The following is a 15,880-nucleotide window of genomic DNA, read 5'->3' as shown; positions in this document are numbered from 1 at the left end:
GCCAGTCGACCATCCATCCGGATGGGCCTTTTGGCTGCGGCAGGCGCCGTGAATTTCCGTTCGGGACGGGCGAACTCCCGCGGGCTGAAGCACTCCCAAACACCCAGTGCATCTCCTTCTTTGGCGGTAGGGCTTTACCTGCGCGAACCAGCGTGAATAATGCCGCCCCTTTTCGACGCGACGAGGTAACCATGACGGCGCCAGCCACCACAGCGACTCCGCCCCTTTCCGCCCGCGCCGTATTGCTGCTCGAGCTGGCGCTGGCCATGGGTGGCTTCGCCATCGGCACCGGTGAGTTCGCCATCATGGGCCTGATGCCGAACGTGGCCGAGGGGCTGGGCATCAGCGAACCCCAGGTCGGCAACGTGATCAGCACCTACGCTCTGGGCGTGGTGGTGGGCGCACCGTTACTGGCGATCCTCGGCTCACGGCTGTTCCGCAGGCACCTGCTGCTGTTGCTGATGGGTTTCTTCGCCTTGGGCAACTTTGCCAGCGCCCTGGCGCCGGATTACTCGACGCTGATGATCTTTCGCTTCGTCACCGGCCTGCCCCACGGTGCCTATTTCGGCGTGGCGATGCTGGTGGCTGCTTCCATGGTGCCGCCGGACAAACGCGCCCAGGCCGTCGCCCGCGTGCTGATGGGGCTGACCGTGGCAATCCTGATCGGCAACCCGCTGGCCACCTGGCTCGGGCAATGGGCGAGCTGGCGCTATGCGTTCGCCCTGGTTGGTGCCATCGCCCTGCTGACGGTGCTGCTGGTGGCGCTGTTCCTGCCGCCGAACCGCAACGAACCGCGCAACAGCCCGCTGCACGAAATCCGCGCGTTCAATCGGCCGCAGGTCTGGCTGGCGCTGGCGATCAGCTCGATCGGCTTCGCCGGCATGTTCTGTGTGTTCAGCTACATGGCGCCGACGTTGCTGAACGTCACCGGCGTTAGCGCCGGCTGGATTCCGTTTGCCCTCGCCGCGTTCGGCCTTGGCGGCATTGTCGGCAATCTGGTCGGCGGCTGGCTGTTCGATCGGCTGCGCTTCAAGGCGGTCGCCTGGCTGCTACTGTGGAGCGCGCTGGTGCTGCTGGTATTCCCGCTGGCAGCGCACTCGGTGTGGACGATCTTTCCGGCGGTATTCGCGGTGGGCACGATGGTGTCGCTGTCGCCCGCGCTGCAGACCCACCTGATGGATGTCGCCGCAGATGCGCAGACCCTCGCCGCGGCGTCCAATCATGCCGCCTTCAACATCGCCAACGCCCTTGGTCCGTGGCTGGGCGGGCTGGCGATCACCGCCGGTTTCGGCTGGACATCCACAGGCTATATCGGCGCCGCCACCGCCGTTGGCGGTCTGCTGGTGTTCGCCTGGGCCTGGAAGATCGAGCGCGCGGTACAGGACGCCGATGCCGGGCAGGCGACCTGCTGCTCCTGAGGCCGAAGCCGGCCGTCCGCTCGTGACGACAATGGCGCGCAACATGCAGTAATCAGTGAAGCGATGGCCCGCCTTGCAGATCATTCGGCAAGCGGGTCCTATCTACGATTCCTGATTTCGAGACCCTGACCTTGCAGCATTTCTTCCTGTTCCGCAGCAAAGCCCGGCGGCTCTGCCTGCTGCTGATTACCCTGTTCACCGTTGGCCTGCCGGTCGGCTGTTCGGTGCTCGAACAGAAAGAGCGTGAGCTGGTGTTCCGTATCGAACCGGGCACCGCGTCCTGGTTCAGCGGCCTACCGCGTGGCGTCGAGGAGCTGCAGCTGACCGATTCCGCGTTCGGTGACGAACAGAACATTCATGCCTGGTGGTGGCCGGCCGCCGACGCCGATGCGCCCGCCCTGCTCTACCTGCACGGCGTGCGCTGGAACCTCACCGGCCACCTTTTTCGTCTGGAACAGCTGCGCGCGCTGGGCTTCTCGGTGCTGGCCATCGACTACCGCGGCTTCGGCCAGAGCCTTGGCGATCTGCCGTCGGAACGCAGCGTCTATGCCGACGCGCGCATCGGCTGGGAGCGCCTGAAGACGCTGCAGCCGGACGCCGGCAAGCGCTTCATCTATGGGCATTCCCTCGGCGGCGCGGTGGCTGTCGACCTGGCCGCCGAACTCGGGCAGCAGGCCGAGCGCGACAACGTACCGGCCGAGGCGCGCGCGCTGATCATCGAGTCGACCTTCACCTCGCTGGCCGACGTGGCGACAGCCGTGTCCGACACCACGCTGCCGGTGCGCTGGCTGCTGTCGCAGAAGTTCGATTCGCTGGAGAAGATCGACCAGATCGGCATGCCGCTGCTGGTGGTGCACGGCACTGATGACCGCTATGTGCCGCCGCGCTTCAGCGAGCAGCTGTATCAGGCTGCGCGCCAACCCAAGCAATTGCTGCTGGTCGAGGGCGCCACCCACAACAACAGCCTGCGCGTGGCGCTCGGCGCCTATGGCCGGGCGCTGCAGGCGCTGCTGGAATCCGGCGAGCAGCGCCTGGGTGCCGCGCGGCCGCAGCAGGCAAAAACAGCGGAGCGCGGCTAGCCAGCCTTAGCGCTTGGCCTCCAACCCTTCGAGCAAGGCACGGTGAAACGCTTCCGGCGCCTCGACCTGGGGCGAATGCCCCAGATCGGGGAAGGCCACCAGCTTGGCGTCGGGAATCATCGCGGCGGCCTGGCGACCCAGCTCGGGATAGTTGCCCAGGCGCTTGGCGACATCCTGCGGCGCACGGTTGGCGCCCGGTGCGGTGCGATCCAGCCCGCCGATCAGCAGCAAGGTCGGCGTCCTGATCCGCGAAAACTCATGGATCACCGGCTGGGTAAAGACCATCTCCGAGGTCTGTGCCTGGTTCCAGGCGACCTGTTCCTTGCCGTCCCCGGCATACATTCCGGCGAGCATGCCGACCCAACGGTCGTACTCCGGCTTCCAGCTGCCGTTGTAGTAGAACTTCTGCTGGTAGGCCTTGATGCTGTCGAAATCGGTCTTGATTTCCGACTGATAGAGCTGATCGATCGAGGCGTACGGCACACCCTCGCCCTGCCAGTCTTCCAGACCGATGGGGTTGACCAGTACCAGCTGCTCGACTCGCTGTGGGTAGTTCAGCGCCAGTCGCGCCGCCAGCATGCCGCCCATGGAATGGCCGATCACGGTGACCTGCTCGATGCTCTCCTGCTCCAGCAGCGCCTGGGTGTTGTGCGCCAGCTGGGCGAAGCTGAACTGGTAACCCTCGGGCTTGCTCGAGCTGCAGAAACCGACCTGATCGGGAGCGATGACCCGGTAACCGGCCTGGCTGAGCACCTCGATGGTGCGCTCCCAGGTCGCCCCGCAGAAGTTCTTGCCATGCAGCAACAGCGCCGTGCGGCCGTTCGCCTTGCCCTGCGGCTCGACGTCCATGAAGGCCATTTCCAGCGCCTTGCCCTGGGACTCGAAACGGTAGTGCTTGAGCGGGTGCGGATAGCTGAAGCCTTCCAGCTGCGGGCCGTAGGCGGGGCGGCTTTCGGCCAGCAGCGGCAGGCTCAGGGTTAGACCGGCGGCAAGCGCCAGAGCGGACACGGCTGTTTTCACGCGCGACTCCTGTTCGGTACGAATCGGGAAACTCCGTACATAGGAATGCATTCGTGCAGCCGGGTTCGCGGTCGGATTGCGACAATGCATGTCCCGACCGCGTCAGCCCATCTCTCTTCGCTTACAGACGGAAGCGCCCGACCAGCTGGTTGAGCTGCGTCGCCAGGCGCGCCAGCTCGTCGCTGGCCACCGAGGTCTGCTGCGCGCCGGTGGCGCTCTGCTCTGAGATGTCGCGGATGGCCACCAGGTTGCGATCCACCTCCCGCGCGACCTGTGCCTGCTCCTCGGCGGCGCTGGCGATCACCAGGTTCATCTCGTTGATCTGCCCGACGCGCTCGGCGATCAGCCCCAGCGCCTGATCCGCTTCGCCGGCCATGGTCTGGCTGCGCGTAGCGAATTCACTGCTCTGCTGCATGTCGCGCACCGATTGCTCGGTAGCGCTCTGGATCGCGCCGATCATGCGTTCAATCTCCTGGGTCGAGCTCTGCGTGCGCTGCGCTAGGTTACGCACCTCGTCGGCGACCACCGCGAATCCACGTCCAGCTTCGCCGGCCCGCGCGGCCTCGATGGCGGCGTTGAGCGCGAGCAGATTGGTCTGGTCGGCGATCGCGCGAATCACATCCACCACCTGCCCGATGCTCGCAGCCTCTTGGGCCAGGTGGGTCACGGTGGCCGCGGTCTGCTGCAGCTTGTCGCTCAGCTGGTCGATGGTCTGCCGCGTGGCAGTCACCTGGCGGCGGCCGTCGTCGGCGACCGTCTCGGCATCGCGCGAAGCATCGGAGGTGCGGTTGGCGTTGCCGGCCACTTCGTCCACCGCGGCGGACATCTCGGTGACCGCGGTGGCGGCCATCTGCACTTCCTCGTTCTGCTGATGGATGCCCTGGGCGGTGTGCTGGGTGACCGCGTGCAGCTCCTCGGCAGCCGACGCCAGCTGGGTCGCCGAGCCCTGGATGTCCTGCAGCGTATCGCGCAGGGTGCGCTGCATCTGACGGATCGACTGCTGCACCTCGGTGATTTCGTCCTTGCCGCGACACTCGATGGTGCGACTCAGATCACCCGCTGCCACCGATGCCGCGGCCTGCTTCAACTCCTCCAGCGGCCGGCTGATGCTGCGCAACATCACCGTGGCGAACAGACCGCCGCCCACCAGCAGCGCCAGCAACAGGCCGATGTTCAACAGGCGATTACGCTGATAGAGCGCCTGCGCCTGTTCGTACTCGGCCTTGGCCTCGCCCAGTTGCAGCTCGATCAGCTGGGTAAAGCCTTCGGATATGGGATCGATCAGCGGATACAGATCGTTGATGACGAACGCCGCCAGCCGCTTTTCGCTGTGCCGGTCCAGCGTACGCTCGAGCGCATCGAGTGGTTCGTCCGCGGCTTTCATCAGGGTTTCGATGCGCGTCGCGATCAGTCGCTCGGCGTCAACCAGTCGGGTGTTCAGGTACGCACTCCAGAGACGGTTGATCTCGGCGCGGGCGTTGCGCACCTCGTCACGCGCCTGGCCGTAGCTGAGCATGCCGCTGCGAGTCTTGTGAGTGGTATCGACGATCTTCACCGCGTACAGGTCGGCGATCAGCTTGAGGTCACGCAGCGGCACGACGCGATCCAGGTACACGGTGTTGAGCCCGGCGACGCTGCGCTGCTGGGCATTGAGCCCGGTCAGCCCGATCACCAGGCAGGCCGCAAGCATGGCCCCGACCAGAATCAGCAGGCGGGCACGGATTGTCAGTTGCTGCATCATTCGTTCTTTTCCATATGGCGTGCCGTTCGTGAGGAGCGGCAAATTGGCAAAAGTGAGGCATAACGGTCGAACCGGCGCGTCGGGCGAGGGACGTGCCGCGTGGTCCTGTTGCAGGACGCGAATCGCGGAAGAGGAAGCGGGAGCGTGATCTTGTTGTTGGGTCTATAGACGCCTGCCGAGCACAGGCGGAATGCCAGCACGCGAGATCATATCAGCCAAGCATGGTCGCCCTTTAATGAAAAATCATCGCAAGGTGCGTGCCAGAGCGGCCGGGCAGTTCAACTCAGCAGCGGCTGCGGCCTTGCAGGAGCGACAGTGATGAGGTCTGCACCGCCGATGAATTTCCCGGGCCAGCCCTGCCGTGCGACGCGGCATGCGACTAATGGCGCAGCGCAGACTGTGCGCTACTACACAGCGTCAGTACCCGCAGGTGATACCTTCGCGCCCGACCAAATTCAGCAAGGGACCTGTCGTGAAAACGCTTATCCGGACCGCCGCTCTGGCGCTGACCACCATCGTCGCCAACCATGCCTTCGCCGAGGCACCGCCACCTGGCAACTTGGCCGAGGCGGTGAAGCAATTCTCCGAATACAACACCCGCCTCGACCAGGCCCTGGCGCAGGAGCAGACACCGGAGAACATGGCGCAGATCCACGAACTGACCTACACGCTGAAAGCGGCGCTGGAGAAAATCGTCGAGGAAATGGACGGGCTGAACGACACCCTGGAGGAAATCCACATCGCCTCGGAAGCCGAGAGCGCGGACGAAGTCAGCAGCTACAGCGCGGACTATCTGAAGACTGCGCGGACGGTGATCAAGTAATCCGCCGCATCAGGGCTCGACCGGCACGATATCGAAGCCGATGCGGTTGTCGCTGATGACGCGATATTCCAGCGTCTGCCCCGCCTGCACCTGCGCCAGTTTCTCGCGGCGCAGGCTGAGCTTGCCACACAGCGTGTCGTCCAGCGGATCGGTGCCTATGCTGACGATCCGCGCACCGGCCGGCACCTGAAAACGCACCACCTCGCCGACGTGGATGCGCGCAGCCAGCTCACGATCGATCATCACGGCGATGTAGCAGCCGCCGCCACGCAAGCCGAAATCCCGCGTCACCACCACCTCACCGGCGTTCTCCAGGGGCTGTTGGTAGGCCAGCACCCGCTCGGCCGGCACCGGTTCGATGTCCTCGGCATCGGGCTGCCAGGATGAACAGCCAGCCAGCGACAGCAGTGCAGTGAAAGCGAGGGTCAGACGCATGGAAACTCCTTGGCTGAGGCTGAAATGGCGAACCTGATCGTGGAGCATGCCAGAGCGCCGAATGATTGCTAGAGTCTGACTACAGTTTCGTATCGATGACGGCAGGCACAACGTGAACAATCCGGACGACAGCCAGCCACGCTTCTGGCGCGACGCCGCCCTGCCCTTCCTCGAGGCGCGGGCGGTCGCCGATGGGCGCAGGGTCTGCTATGCGCCGCACTGTCACGAGACCTTTTCCATCGGCGCGATCACCGCCGGCGCCAGCACCTACTTCAACGGCACGGCACGCCAGCGGATCGCCCGCGGCGCCGTGGTGATCATCAATCCGCAAACGGTGCATGCCTGCAACCCCATCGACGGCCAACCCTGGTCGTACCTGATGTTCTACGTCGACACGGGCTGGCTGGGCGCGCTGCAACATGAACTGGGCGTCAGCGCCGACGGCCGCTTCATTCCCTACACGCCGATCCAGAGCCTCGACCCGGCGTTGTTCACCGGGCTGACCAGGCTGTACGCCATCCTGCTCGACCCGCAGGCGGACACGCTGCAGCGGCAGAGCGCGGCGGTCGAGTACTTCACGCTGCTGCAGCAGACCCTTGCCCCGGCAGCCGCCAGCCCGGGCGCAGAGCCCGTCGAACAGCTGCGACGGGCGGCCGACTACATTGCCGAACACTGTACCCAGGCGCTGCGTCTGGAAGACATCTGCCAGGCAGCCGCGCTGTCGCCGTCCTATCTGATCCGCACCTTCAGGCAGCACTACGGCATGACCCCGCATGCCTATCTGCTCAACCGTCGCATCCAGCGCAGCCAGCACTGGCTGCGCCAGGGTCATGACCTCGCCGAGGTGGCGCTGGCCGCCGGTTTTGCGGACCAGGCGCACTTCCAGCGCACCTTCAAACGTCAGCTGGCGGCGACGCCCGGGCAGTACCGGGATCGCATCGCGCCGGGCTCAGCCCGCCACTAGATAGAACGCACTGCCTGCCAGCAACAGTGCCATCGTTCGATTGAGCCAGCGCACCCGCCCCGGCTCCTGCAGATAGCGGCTGAGAAAGGCGCCAGCTCCGGCCCAGCAGGCAATCGAGCCATAACAGATAACGAAATACAGGCCGGCGAACAGCCAGACCCGCAGCACATCGCCATTCGCCGCGAACAGCCCCATGCCCGCCACTGACGCCAGCCAGGCCTTTGGATTGAGCCATTGCATCAGCGCGCCGTCGAGCAGCGACGGGCCATTGCCGGCCGCAGCGGGTTCCAGACGGCCATCATCGACTGCAAGCCTCCAGGCCATGTAGAGCAGGAAGGCGACCCCGCCCCACTGGATGCCACGCATCAGAATCGGCGCCCGCTCGAGCAGCTCGTAAAGCCCGAGGCCGATCAGCAGCAGCAACAGGGTGAAACCTACAGTTGCACCGGTGATGTGCCGAGCACTGGCGCGAAAGCCGAAACGCGCGCCACAGTTGAGCGCGACCAGGTTGACCGGGCCAGGAGTAATCGACGAGGCCAGGGCGAACGCAGCCATCGAGAGATAGGGGTCCATGAGTACTCTGCTTACCAGTGGAAGATGGTGGGCAGGCTATGGGCCCGACAGGGCATGGTATTGAAGGAAATTGCCCTAGTGGCCTGTGTAGTGAGTTGGTTGAGGCAAGTTCGGATGAACAGGGCTCCGAGATAAGGCGCTGCGGCGAGTCATAGCGGGCTATGGCAAGGAGCAGCAACACAGTATCGGGGCCATGGGCGCCGAAATTGCCCGACTGAACTTACCAAACAGGCGGCTATGTCTACAGGTGATGGCTCCCCGGATAGGGACGCGCCTCCTCCAGCTCGCCATCGCGACCGAATACCTCGACCGACGCGGTGCGGCCGTCCATGTAGGCATCCAGCGCGCTGTACATCTCGTCCTTGGTGAGGGTTCGCAGCACGGTTTTCTGGGTTTGCTGGTCTTCCAGCTCCCAGCCCATTTCGGTGGGCCTGACCTGATAAATGTTCATGGTGACTCCTCTGGGGCGGCGATTGTCGTGGGCGGATGGGTCAGCTCGGCTCGCCGGAACCGTCTTCTCCCTGGATGTCCGGATCGTCCGGCAACGTCTCAGGCTCGTCAGGATCGTCCAGCGGCGAAGGCTGGTCGTCGTAGTCCGGGTCTTCGCCGGCGTTCTTTTCGCCTCCATCGGTCATGGTCACATCAGGCTCATCGCCTGCCTGCTGGTCATCTGCCTTCATGGTTGCCTCGGCTGTCGCGGGTGGATGACTGATATCGATTGGAGGCGACAAACCACGCGACGTTCGAACCGCACGGCACCGGCGGTCCGAAGGTTGCCGTGGCGCCGCCGCAGGATTGCCCGACCGATCCCGTGCCACTATCGGCGGGCGCGACCATGCAACCGATTGCACTGCCCGAGCCGCTCCACCACACTGCCCCCTCACACCCAACCGCAGTCGGAGATTCCATGCAGACACTCACCCCACAATCCCGCGCGGCCATTCTCGAAAACCCGGAAGCCCTGGAATGCACCCTGTACCGCCCCGACGAATACGACGAGGAAGCGGAAGAGCAGGATCTTGGTGACGCGCGCATCGTCATCAGCGGCCCCTTTGAAGCGCCAGCCGAATGGGATGCCAAGGACCGTGACGACTACTTCGACGGCACTGCGCCGGAAGCCTTCGTCGTCGCCCGCATCGCCTGCCAGGCAGCGCCCGACTCCGGCGTCTACTTCACTGCCGTGCCCGGCGACTACGCCGCCGTCACGGAACGCCCGGGCCAGGTATCGATGTTCTACGTCTGGGACTGCCTGAACGATGCCGAAGGCCAGTACGTGCTGATCCGCGAGGAAGAGGACGACGAGGTCTGATCCACCTCCGGCGATTACATCCACCGGGCGTGTTCCGGTGGATGCGCGAAGCGACATCCACCCGGCGATTCAGCAGAGTCCGTCGGGTGGACCTCGGCGCAGCCGTGCCGTCTCAAGCAGCAGCACCGGCCTGGTCCAGGCTGCCGCACGAATCCATCCTGCAGCTAGCCCAACCGCCTGACGATCCGCATCATCATGCGTTTAACTCAAGCGCCGACCTCATCGCCCTGCTTCGCTGTCTACCCCCTAGAGACTCCATTCGCCCACACGACGAGGACCTGCATGCGTTCCATGATCAGCGCCTGGCAGTCACCGGTTTCGCGCATGAAGCTGGTCGCCGGCCTTCTGTTGCTACTGGCCGCCCTGCTCTACATCGTCGCGACACGCTTCGAAGCCAGCCATCCGGCCTGGGGCTACGTCGCCTCGTTCGCCGAAGCTGCCATGATCGGCGCGATCGCCGACTGGTTCGCCGTCACCGCGCTGTTCCGCCACCCGCTGGGTCTGCCGATCCCGCACACGGCGATCATCCCGCGCAGCAAGGCACGCATCGGTCAGAACCTGTCCAGCTTCATCACCACGCATTTCCTCGCCACGCCGCTGGTGCTGGCCAAGCTGCAGGAACTCGACATCGCCTCGCGCCTGGCCGGCTGGCTACGCCATCCGAGCAATGCCGAGGCGGTCGGCCGCAGGCTCACCGGCGTTGCACATTTCGGCATCGCCGCGCTGCATGACGAACGCGTGCGCGCCTTCGTCGAGGCCAAGGTGACCACGCGACTGCGCAAGTTCGACCTCTCTGCCCCGCTGGCCCAGGCCTTGCGCGTGCTGACCAGCCAGGGCCGGCATCAGGCGATGCTCGACGAGTTACTGATCCGCCTCGATTCGATCATGCAGGACGAGGAAACCCGCGCGCTGGTCGCTGACGCCATCAGCCGGGAAATCCGCACCCTGCGCTATCTCGGCCTGAGCCGGCCGGTTAGCGGCTGGTCGGCGAACAAGTTCGTCGACGGCCTGTCCGCGCTGATCGCCGAGATCGCCGCCGACCCCGAGCACCTGATCCGCCAGCGCTTCGACGAACACGTCAGTGAATACATCGAGCGCCTGGAGCAGGACCCGCAATACGCCCTGGAGGTCGAGCGTATTCTCGCGCAGCTCTTGGAGCACCCCGCCACCAGCGCCTATTTCGGCAATCTCTGGCAGGAACTCACGGCCTGGCTGGAAAGCGACCTGGCCAGCGACGACTCACGCATCGGCCGACGCATCGTCAGCCTCTGTCGCGGCCTCGGCGACGGCCTCGCCGCCGACGATTCCATGCGCAACTGGATCAACGAGCAACTGCTGGCCGCCGCGCCCGGCCTGCTGGAGCGCTACCGCGGGCAGATCGGCGCCTATATCGCGCAGCGAGTGGAGAACTGGGAAAGCCGTGAGCTGGTCGAGCAGTTGGAGCAGAGCGTCGGCAAGGACCTGCAATACATCCGCATCAATGGCACGCTGGTCGGCGGGCTGGTCGGTCTGGCGCTACACGCGCTGACGCAGCTGCTGGCCGGCTGAATGCCGCTCAGGCGCGGCGCTCGCTGAGCTGACTGAGGCTGGCGGCGCTGCCGAGCGGCTCATCGCAGCGCAATGTCGCCGGGACGCCGCTCAGGTACCACAGGCGATTGGCCAGATCGTCGGCATCGCGCGGATCGTGGGTCACGCAGATCATCGCCATGGCCGGGTGCTGATCCAGCAGGCGGGCGATCAGGCCGCGCAGTTCGGCGGCGCGCTCGGCATCCAGCGAGGCGAAGGGTTCGTCGAGCAGCAACAGATCCGGCTTGATCGCCAGGCAGCGCGCCAGTGCCGCCCTGCGCGCCATGCCCAGCGAGAGCTGATCCGGCAGGCTATCGGCCGCGCCACTCAGCCCGACCTCGGCCAGCAGCCGCTCGATGTCCGCCGCGCTCGCGCCGACCAGCGCCAGGTTCTGTCGCACCGTGCGCCAGGGCAGCAGGCGATGCTCCTGAAACAGGTAGCCGACGCGCAAGCCGGCGCGCTGCTCGATCATCGGCCGCAGCTGCGGATCGAGCCCGGCGATGCCGTTGAGCAGCGTCGTCTTGCCGACACCGGACGGCCCGAGCAGACAGATGCGATCGCCTTCGCGCACCTGCGCATCGATCACGCCCAGCACGGGATGACGGCCATCCAGGCGCAGCTCAAGCATGGCGTACACCCGCTTCGCGCCAGGACGATGCGCGACGCTCCAGCGGCTGCAACAGCGCCAGTTCGATCAGCTGGACCACGGCGATGAACGCCAGGCTGTAGGCGAGGATGCTCGCCACGTCGAACACCTGAAAGGCCATGTGCAGCTGAAAGCCGATGCCATCCGAGCGCCCGAGCAGCTCGACCACCAGCACGATCTTCCAGATCAGCGCCAGCCCGCCGCGAGTGGCGGCCATCAGGTAGGGAAACAGCTGCGGCAGCCAGACATGCCTGATCCGCTGCCAGCGCGTGAAACGGTAGACCAGCGCCATCTGTTCCAGCTTGGGATCGATACTGCGTGCGCCCTCGCGCACGGTGACGGCCACGTTCGGCACCTTGTTGATCACCACCGCCAGTACCGCCGCAGCTTCGACCAGACCGAACCAGACGTAGAGCAGGATGATGGTGACCAGCGCCGGCAGGTTGAGAAACAGCACCAGCAGCGGATCGAGCACGGCATTGGCCAGCCGCGAGCGGCCCATCCACACGCCTAGCAGCGTGCCCAGCGCCATCGCCAGCACGAAGGCGAACAGCACGCGACGCAGGGTAACCAGCAGATGTTCGGGCAGTTCACCGCTCTGCGTGGCCCGCCAGAAGGTGTCGAGCACGGCGGCCGGACTCGGCAGCAGCGGCGTCTGCACGACCAGCGCAATCAGCGTCCAGAGTGCCACCGCGCATGGCAGGGCGATCCAGCAGGCCCAGCGCGAGCCGTTCATGGCGTGCTCTGGAATGACGCGGCCGGCATCAGTTTCGCCGGATCGGCGCCGGTGAGGGTCAACAGTCGTTGCAGGTCGGCGATACGCCGCTCATCCAGCGGCTGCGGGATGCCGGCGAGGAAACTGTCACGCAGCGCGGCGAACACGCCATCCTCGTCGGCACGCATCAGCGACCGCAGCGCCTGCCAGTGCGCCGGCTCGCTGGCGAGCTCGTGCTTGGTCTGGCCCAACGCCATGGCGAAACGCTGCAGCAGCGCCTCATGCTCGACGGCCCAGGATTCGGAGAACAGATAGCCGAGCACCGGCAGGTGGGGATCAAGCTCCAATGATCGGAGCAGATCATCGAGACTGAACGCCACCTGCACACCACCCTCGCCACGCATGCGCGCGGAGAAATGCCAGAAGGTCAGCAGCGCATCCACCTGACCGCGGCGCAGCGCCTGGCTGAGCAGGGGCGGTGCGGCGTATTGAACAGTCGCCCGTTTGGACAGATCGATTCCGTCCTGGGCCGCGGCATGCTGCAGCAACTGCCAGCCCAGCCCGTCCGGCCCGCCAGCGACACCGATGCGCTTGCCGCGCAGGTCGGCCAGCGTGCGGATGGCGCTGCCTTCGGGCACCAGCACCTCACCAATCTGGGAGGAGAAAGGTACGTAGCGATAAGCCGTGCCGGCCTGGTAACGCGCCTGCGCCCAGAGCAGATCGCTCACCGCACCGTCGACGCTGCCGCTGGTCAATGCCAGTCGCGAGGCCGGCACATCGGCCACCAGTCGCACCTTCAGCTCGAAACCGTTGGCGCGGTCCAGCCCCTGACGCTTGAGATGCTCAAGCTCCCAGTGCGGCGTGCCGAACTGCAGCACGCTGAGGGTCAGCACCGGCAGCTCCTGCGCCTGTGCCCACAGGGGCAGCAATACAAGCGCCAGCAGCGCACGGCGAGCGCGCAGAACGAACGGGGTGAGGAAGGGCAATGAAAGCATCATGCCCGCAGGGTACGAAGCCCCCTGCCGGGCACGAATTGTACTTTGGTGCCTGTTGGTTGCTGCGATGGTCGCAGCGGGCTTGACCCCGCCACGACATCGCAGCCTGGCTCAGCCCTGCGCGGCGATACGCTGCTGCAGGCGCGCCTGAAGCTGTTCCAGCTCGGCCGGATCGGCCTTGCCGGCGGCATGAATACCGAGCCCTTCGCCCGAGTAGCGCGGCACGATATGCACATGGATGTGGAACACCGTCTGCCCCGCCGGCGCGCCATTGAACTGCGCGACCTGCACACCATCCGGCTGCAGCTCGTCGACGATCACGCGGGTGAGCTTCTGCACCACGGCCATGACCTTGGCCAGTGCGTCGGTATCCACATCGAGGATGTTGCAGGCCGCCGAGCATTTGGGAATCACCAGCGTGTGGCCGAAGGACTGCGGGAACAGGTCGAGGAAGGCCAGCACGTCGTCATCCTCGTAGAGTTTGTAGCAAGGCGCATCGCCGCGAATGATCTGGGCGAAGATGTTCTGCGGGTCGTAGGGCGTGGTCAGGGACACCTGGAGTTCTCCGGCAAGTGGAAAAGGCAGACATTAGCATTCTCCGCGCGGCTGCGACCCGTGCAGCGATGCTTCGGAACGTTGCGGGCCTGGCCGCGCTCTCAAGCTCATCACCCCCGCGATCCGAGGTTATTCCGATGCACGTACGCGCCGTCGCCCCGATTGCTGCTGCAGTCGCGCTTTGCCTTTCATCGCTGTCTGCCATGGCCGCCGAAATCAAACCTGCCGAGCTGCTCGAACAGGCCAAGGCCGAACAGAGCGCCTATATCGAAACCGTGGAACAGCTGGTGGCGGTGGATACCGGCACCGGCCAGGCCGAGGGTCTGGCCACGGTCAGCCAGATGCTGGTCGAGCGCCTGCAGGCACTGGGTGCGGCGGTCAGCACCAGCCCGGCCACGCCATCGGCCGGCGACAACATCGTCGGCACCCTCAAGGGCAGCGGCGGCAAGGACTTCCTGCTGATGGTGCATTACGACACGGTGTTCGCCGAAGGCACCGCCGCGGAGCGCCCGTTCCGCATGGACGAGAAGCGCGCCTACGGCCCCGGCGTGGCCGATGCCAAGGGTGGCGTGGCGATGATTCTGCACGCGCTGGAGCTGCTCAAGGCGCAGCAGTTCGACGCCTACGGCACGATCACCGTACTGTTCAACCCGGATGAGGAAATGGGTTCGGCGGGCTCGAAGAAGATCATCGCCGAACTGGCCCGCAAGCATGATTACGTCTTCTCCTACGAGCCGCCGGATCGCGATGCGGTGACCACCGCCACCAATGGCATCAATGCGGTGATGCTGGAGGTGAACGGCAAATCCTCCCACGCCGGTTCCGCACCTGAGGAGGGTCGCAACGCCGTGCTGGAACTGGCGCACCAGCTGGTGCAGCTCAAGGACCTGGGCGACCCGGACAAGGGCACCACGGTCAGCTGGACCATGATCGCCGGCGGTGAGAAGCGCAACATCATCCCGAACAAGGCGACCGCCGAAGCAGACATGCGCTACTCCGATATCAGCGAGACCGAACGCGTGCTCGCCGATGCGCAGAAGATCATCGAGAACAAGCTGATCGACGAAACCCGCGTCGAGCTGCGCGTCGACAAGGGCCGCCCACCGCTGGCGAAGAATCCGGCATCGGAGCGCCTGGCCGAAACCGCACAGCGCCTGTATGGCGAGATCGACCAGCGTATCGAGCCGATCGCCATGCGCTTCGGCACCGATGCCGGTTACGCCTATGTGCCGGACAGCGACAAGCCGGCCGTGCTGGAAACCATGGGTGTGGTCGGTGCCGGGCTGCACTCGGAAGACGAGTACATCGAGCTGTCGAGCATCGCGCCGCGGCTGTATCTGACGACGGCGATGATTCGCGCATTGTCCGCCGAAGACGCCGCACGCTGATACGCAATCCAGGCCCGAGCGAGGGGCGAAGGTCGCAGTAGGCGAAAGCCGGCGCTGCGGGTATCTTCGCCACCTCCCATTTCAGGACTGCCCGCTCGATGCTTCGCTTCGTCACCCTCTGCGCACTGGCGCTGTTCGCCTGCACTGCCCACGCCAAGGTCGAGGTGCTGCCGCTGGAACATGAAGATCAGGGCCTGGTGCTGGTCGCGCGCGTTACCGAACAGATTGCGCCGGGTGACTACGAGGCGCTGCTCAAGGGCATCATGGCCCACCCTGGCAAACACGCGCGCAAGCTGCTGATCCTCGACAACATCGGCGGCAGCGCAGCGGAAGCCATGCGCATGGGCTATCTGCTGCGCGAGACGGGCTTCGACGCCCTGGTGCCGGCGACCGCGGTCTGCCAGGGCAGCTGCATCTATCTACTGGCGGCGGGACGACAGCGCACCGTGCGCGGCTATGTCGGCCTGCATCGGCCCTACGTCGCCAATGGTGAGTCGGCGCAGTCCATCAGCCAGCGACCACACCGCGCACCACGCATCTACTTGCGGGACATGGGCGTCAATACGCGGCTGGCGGACGACATGCAGCTGATCGAACCGTGGCGCATGCGCGTGCTCACGCCAAAGGAGCTCGCGCGTTATCGGCTGCAATAG

General features: G+C 65.4%; 18 protein-coding genes. 8 read left to right on the top strand and 10 right to left on the bottom strand.

The features are described from left to right. The first annotated feature begins 191 nt into the window (after positions 1 to 191). The gene (locus tag LLJ08_RS06030; RefSeq protein ID WP_023444438.1) at positions 192 to 1,418 is read left to right on the top strand and encodes an MFS transporter; all 1,227 of its coding nucleotides are present in this window, start codon (positions 192 to 194) and stop codon (positions 1,416 to 1,418) included. Between the two features lie 131 nt (positions 1,419 to 1,549). Further along, complete coding sequence (locus LLJ08_RS06025) at positions 1,550 to 2,497, top strand: alpha/beta hydrolase (RefSeq protein ID WP_228208454.1); 948 nt, start codon at positions 1,550 to 1,552, stop codon at positions 2,495 to 2,497. A gap of 6 nt (positions 2,498 to 2,503) precedes the next feature. On the opposite strand, the gene LLJ08_RS06020 is transcribed toward LLJ08_RS06025, so the two are convergent. Together LLJ08_RS06020 and LLJ08_RS06015 are read right to left on the bottom strand one after the other, a co-directional pair. Continuing rightward, positions 2,504 to 3,517 (bottom strand): alpha/beta fold hydrolase, encoded by a 1,014-nt coding sequence (locus LLJ08_RS06020; protein WP_228208453.1) that lies wholly within the window; start codon positions 3,515 to 3,517, stop codon positions 2,504 to 2,506. Between the two features lie 121 nt (positions 3,518 to 3,638). Further along, positions 3,639 to 5,258, bottom strand: a complete 1,620-nt coding sequence (locus LLJ08_RS06015) for a methyl-accepting chemotaxis protein (protein WP_023444441.1) — start codon at positions 5,256 to 5,258, stop codon at positions 3,639 to 3,641. 472 nt (positions 5,259 to 5,730) lie between these two features. Here LLJ08_RS06015 and LLJ08_RS06010 point away from each other — a divergent pair, with 472 nt between their 5' ends. After that, positions 5,731 to 6,081: a DUF6746 family protein gene (locus tag LLJ08_RS06010; protein ID WP_228208451.1), complete on the top strand. Its 351-nt coding sequence runs from the start codon at positions 5,731 to 5,733 to the stop codon at positions 6,079 to 6,081. A 9-nt stretch (positions 6,082 to 6,090) separates the two neighbouring features. Here the strand turns inward: LLJ08_RS06010 and LLJ08_RS06005 are convergent, their stop codons facing one another. Continuing rightward, positions 6,091 to 6,516 (bottom strand): hypothetical protein, encoded by a 426-nt coding sequence (locus LLJ08_RS06005; RefSeq protein ID WP_023444443.1) that lies wholly within the window; start codon positions 6,514 to 6,516, stop codon positions 6,091 to 6,093. Between the two features lie 112 nt (positions 6,517 to 6,628). On the opposite strand from LLJ08_RS06005, the gene LLJ08_RS06000 reads away from it, so the two are divergent. Next, entirely contained in the window at positions 6,629 to 7,480 is an 852-nt protein-coding gene (locus tag LLJ08_RS06000; protein ID WP_228208450.1) for an AraC family transcriptional regulator, read from the top strand. On the opposite strand, the gene LLJ08_RS05995 is transcribed toward LLJ08_RS06000, so the two are convergent. The 3 genes from LLJ08_RS05995 to LLJ08_RS05985 all read right to left on the bottom strand — a co-directional run bounded on the left by LLJ08_RS05995 (position 7,466) and on the right by LLJ08_RS05985 (position 8,733). Then, positions 7,466 to 8,053 (bottom strand): LysE family translocator, encoded by a 588-nt coding sequence (locus LLJ08_RS05995; RefSeq protein WP_046620720.1) that lies wholly within the window; start codon positions 8,051 to 8,053, stop codon positions 7,466 to 7,468. The genes LLJ08_RS06000 and LLJ08_RS05995 overlap by 15 nt on opposite strands. 241 nt (positions 8,054 to 8,294) lie before the next feature. Continuing rightward, positions 8,295 to 8,504 (bottom strand): hypothetical protein, encoded by a 210-nt coding sequence (locus LLJ08_RS05990; RefSeq protein ID WP_228208448.1) that lies wholly within the window; start codon positions 8,502 to 8,504, stop codon positions 8,295 to 8,297. Positions 8,505 to 8,544: 40 nt separating this feature from the next. Beyond that, the gene (locus tag LLJ08_RS05985) at positions 8,545 to 8,733 is read right to left on the bottom strand and encodes a hypothetical protein (protein ID WP_014821158.1); all 189 of its coding nucleotides are present in this window, start codon (positions 8,731 to 8,733) and stop codon (positions 8,545 to 8,547) included. Between the two features lie 227 nt (positions 8,734 to 8,960). On the opposite strand from LLJ08_RS05985, the gene LLJ08_RS05980 reads away from it, so the two are divergent. Both LLJ08_RS05980 and LLJ08_RS05975 read left to right on the top strand, forming a co-directional pair. Beyond that, a complete protein-coding gene (locus LLJ08_RS05980; RefSeq protein WP_046620717.1) occupies positions 8,961 to 9,362 on the top strand; it encodes a hypothetical protein in 402 nt (133 codons plus the stop codon). 282 nt (positions 9,363 to 9,644) lie between these two features. After that, a complete protein-coding gene (locus tag LLJ08_RS05975) occupies positions 9,645 to 10,910 on the top strand; it encodes a DUF445 domain-containing protein (RefSeq protein ID WP_042924723.1) in 1,266 nt (421 codons plus the stop codon). A gap of 7 nt (positions 10,911 to 10,917) precedes the next feature. Here LLJ08_RS05975 and LLJ08_RS05970 read toward each other — a convergent pair whose 3' ends face one another. From LLJ08_RS05970 to LLJ08_RS05955, 4 genes are all read right to left on the bottom strand, one after another. Then, positions 10,918 to 11,556, bottom strand: a complete 639-nt coding sequence (locus tag LLJ08_RS05970; RefSeq protein ID WP_041013324.1) for an ABC transporter ATP-binding protein — start codon at positions 11,554 to 11,556, stop codon at positions 10,918 to 10,920. Next, a complete protein-coding gene (locus tag LLJ08_RS05965; protein ID WP_041013276.1) occupies positions 11,549 to 12,310 on the bottom strand; it encodes an ABC transporter permease in 762 nt (253 codons plus the stop codon). Before LLJ08_RS05965 ends, LLJ08_RS05970 begins: the two co-directional genes overlap by 8 nt. After that, on the bottom strand, positions 12,307 to 13,287 hold the full coding sequence (locus tag LLJ08_RS05960) for an ABC transporter substrate-binding protein (protein WP_192871740.1): 981 nt from the start codon (positions 13,285 to 13,287) through the stop codon (positions 12,307 to 12,309). Before LLJ08_RS05960 ends, LLJ08_RS05965 begins: the two co-directional genes overlap by 4 nt. A gap of 108 nt (positions 13,288 to 13,395) precedes the next feature. Continuing rightward, entirely contained in the window at positions 13,396 to 13,839 is a 444-nt protein-coding gene (locus tag LLJ08_RS05955; RefSeq protein ID WP_228208447.1) for an HIT family protein, read from the bottom strand. Between the two features lie 137 nt (positions 13,840 to 13,976). Between LLJ08_RS05955 and LLJ08_RS05950 the strand changes: the two genes are divergently transcribed. Together LLJ08_RS05950 and LLJ08_RS05945 are read left to right on the top strand one after the other, a co-directional pair. Next, complete coding sequence (locus LLJ08_RS05950) at positions 13,977 to 15,227, top strand: M20/M25/M40 family metallo-hydrolase (RefSeq protein WP_228208446.1); 1,251 nt, start codon at positions 13,977 to 13,979, stop codon at positions 15,225 to 15,227. Between the two features lie 98 nt (positions 15,228 to 15,325). After that, positions 15,326 to 15,880 carry a COG3904 family protein gene (locus LLJ08_RS05945; protein WP_014821166.1) on the top strand — a complete coding sequence of 185 codons (555 nt, stop codon included), beginning with the start codon at positions 15,326 to 15,328 and terminating at the stop codon, positions 15,878 to 15,880.

The sequence above is a fragment of the Stutzerimonas chloritidismutans genome (assembly GCF_020783375.1).
GTDB lineage: Bacteria > Pseudomonadota > Gammaproteobacteria > Pseudomonadales > Pseudomonadaceae > Stutzerimonas > Stutzerimonas kunmingensis.
This window is presented reverse-complemented; position numbering and strand designations above follow the sequence as displayed.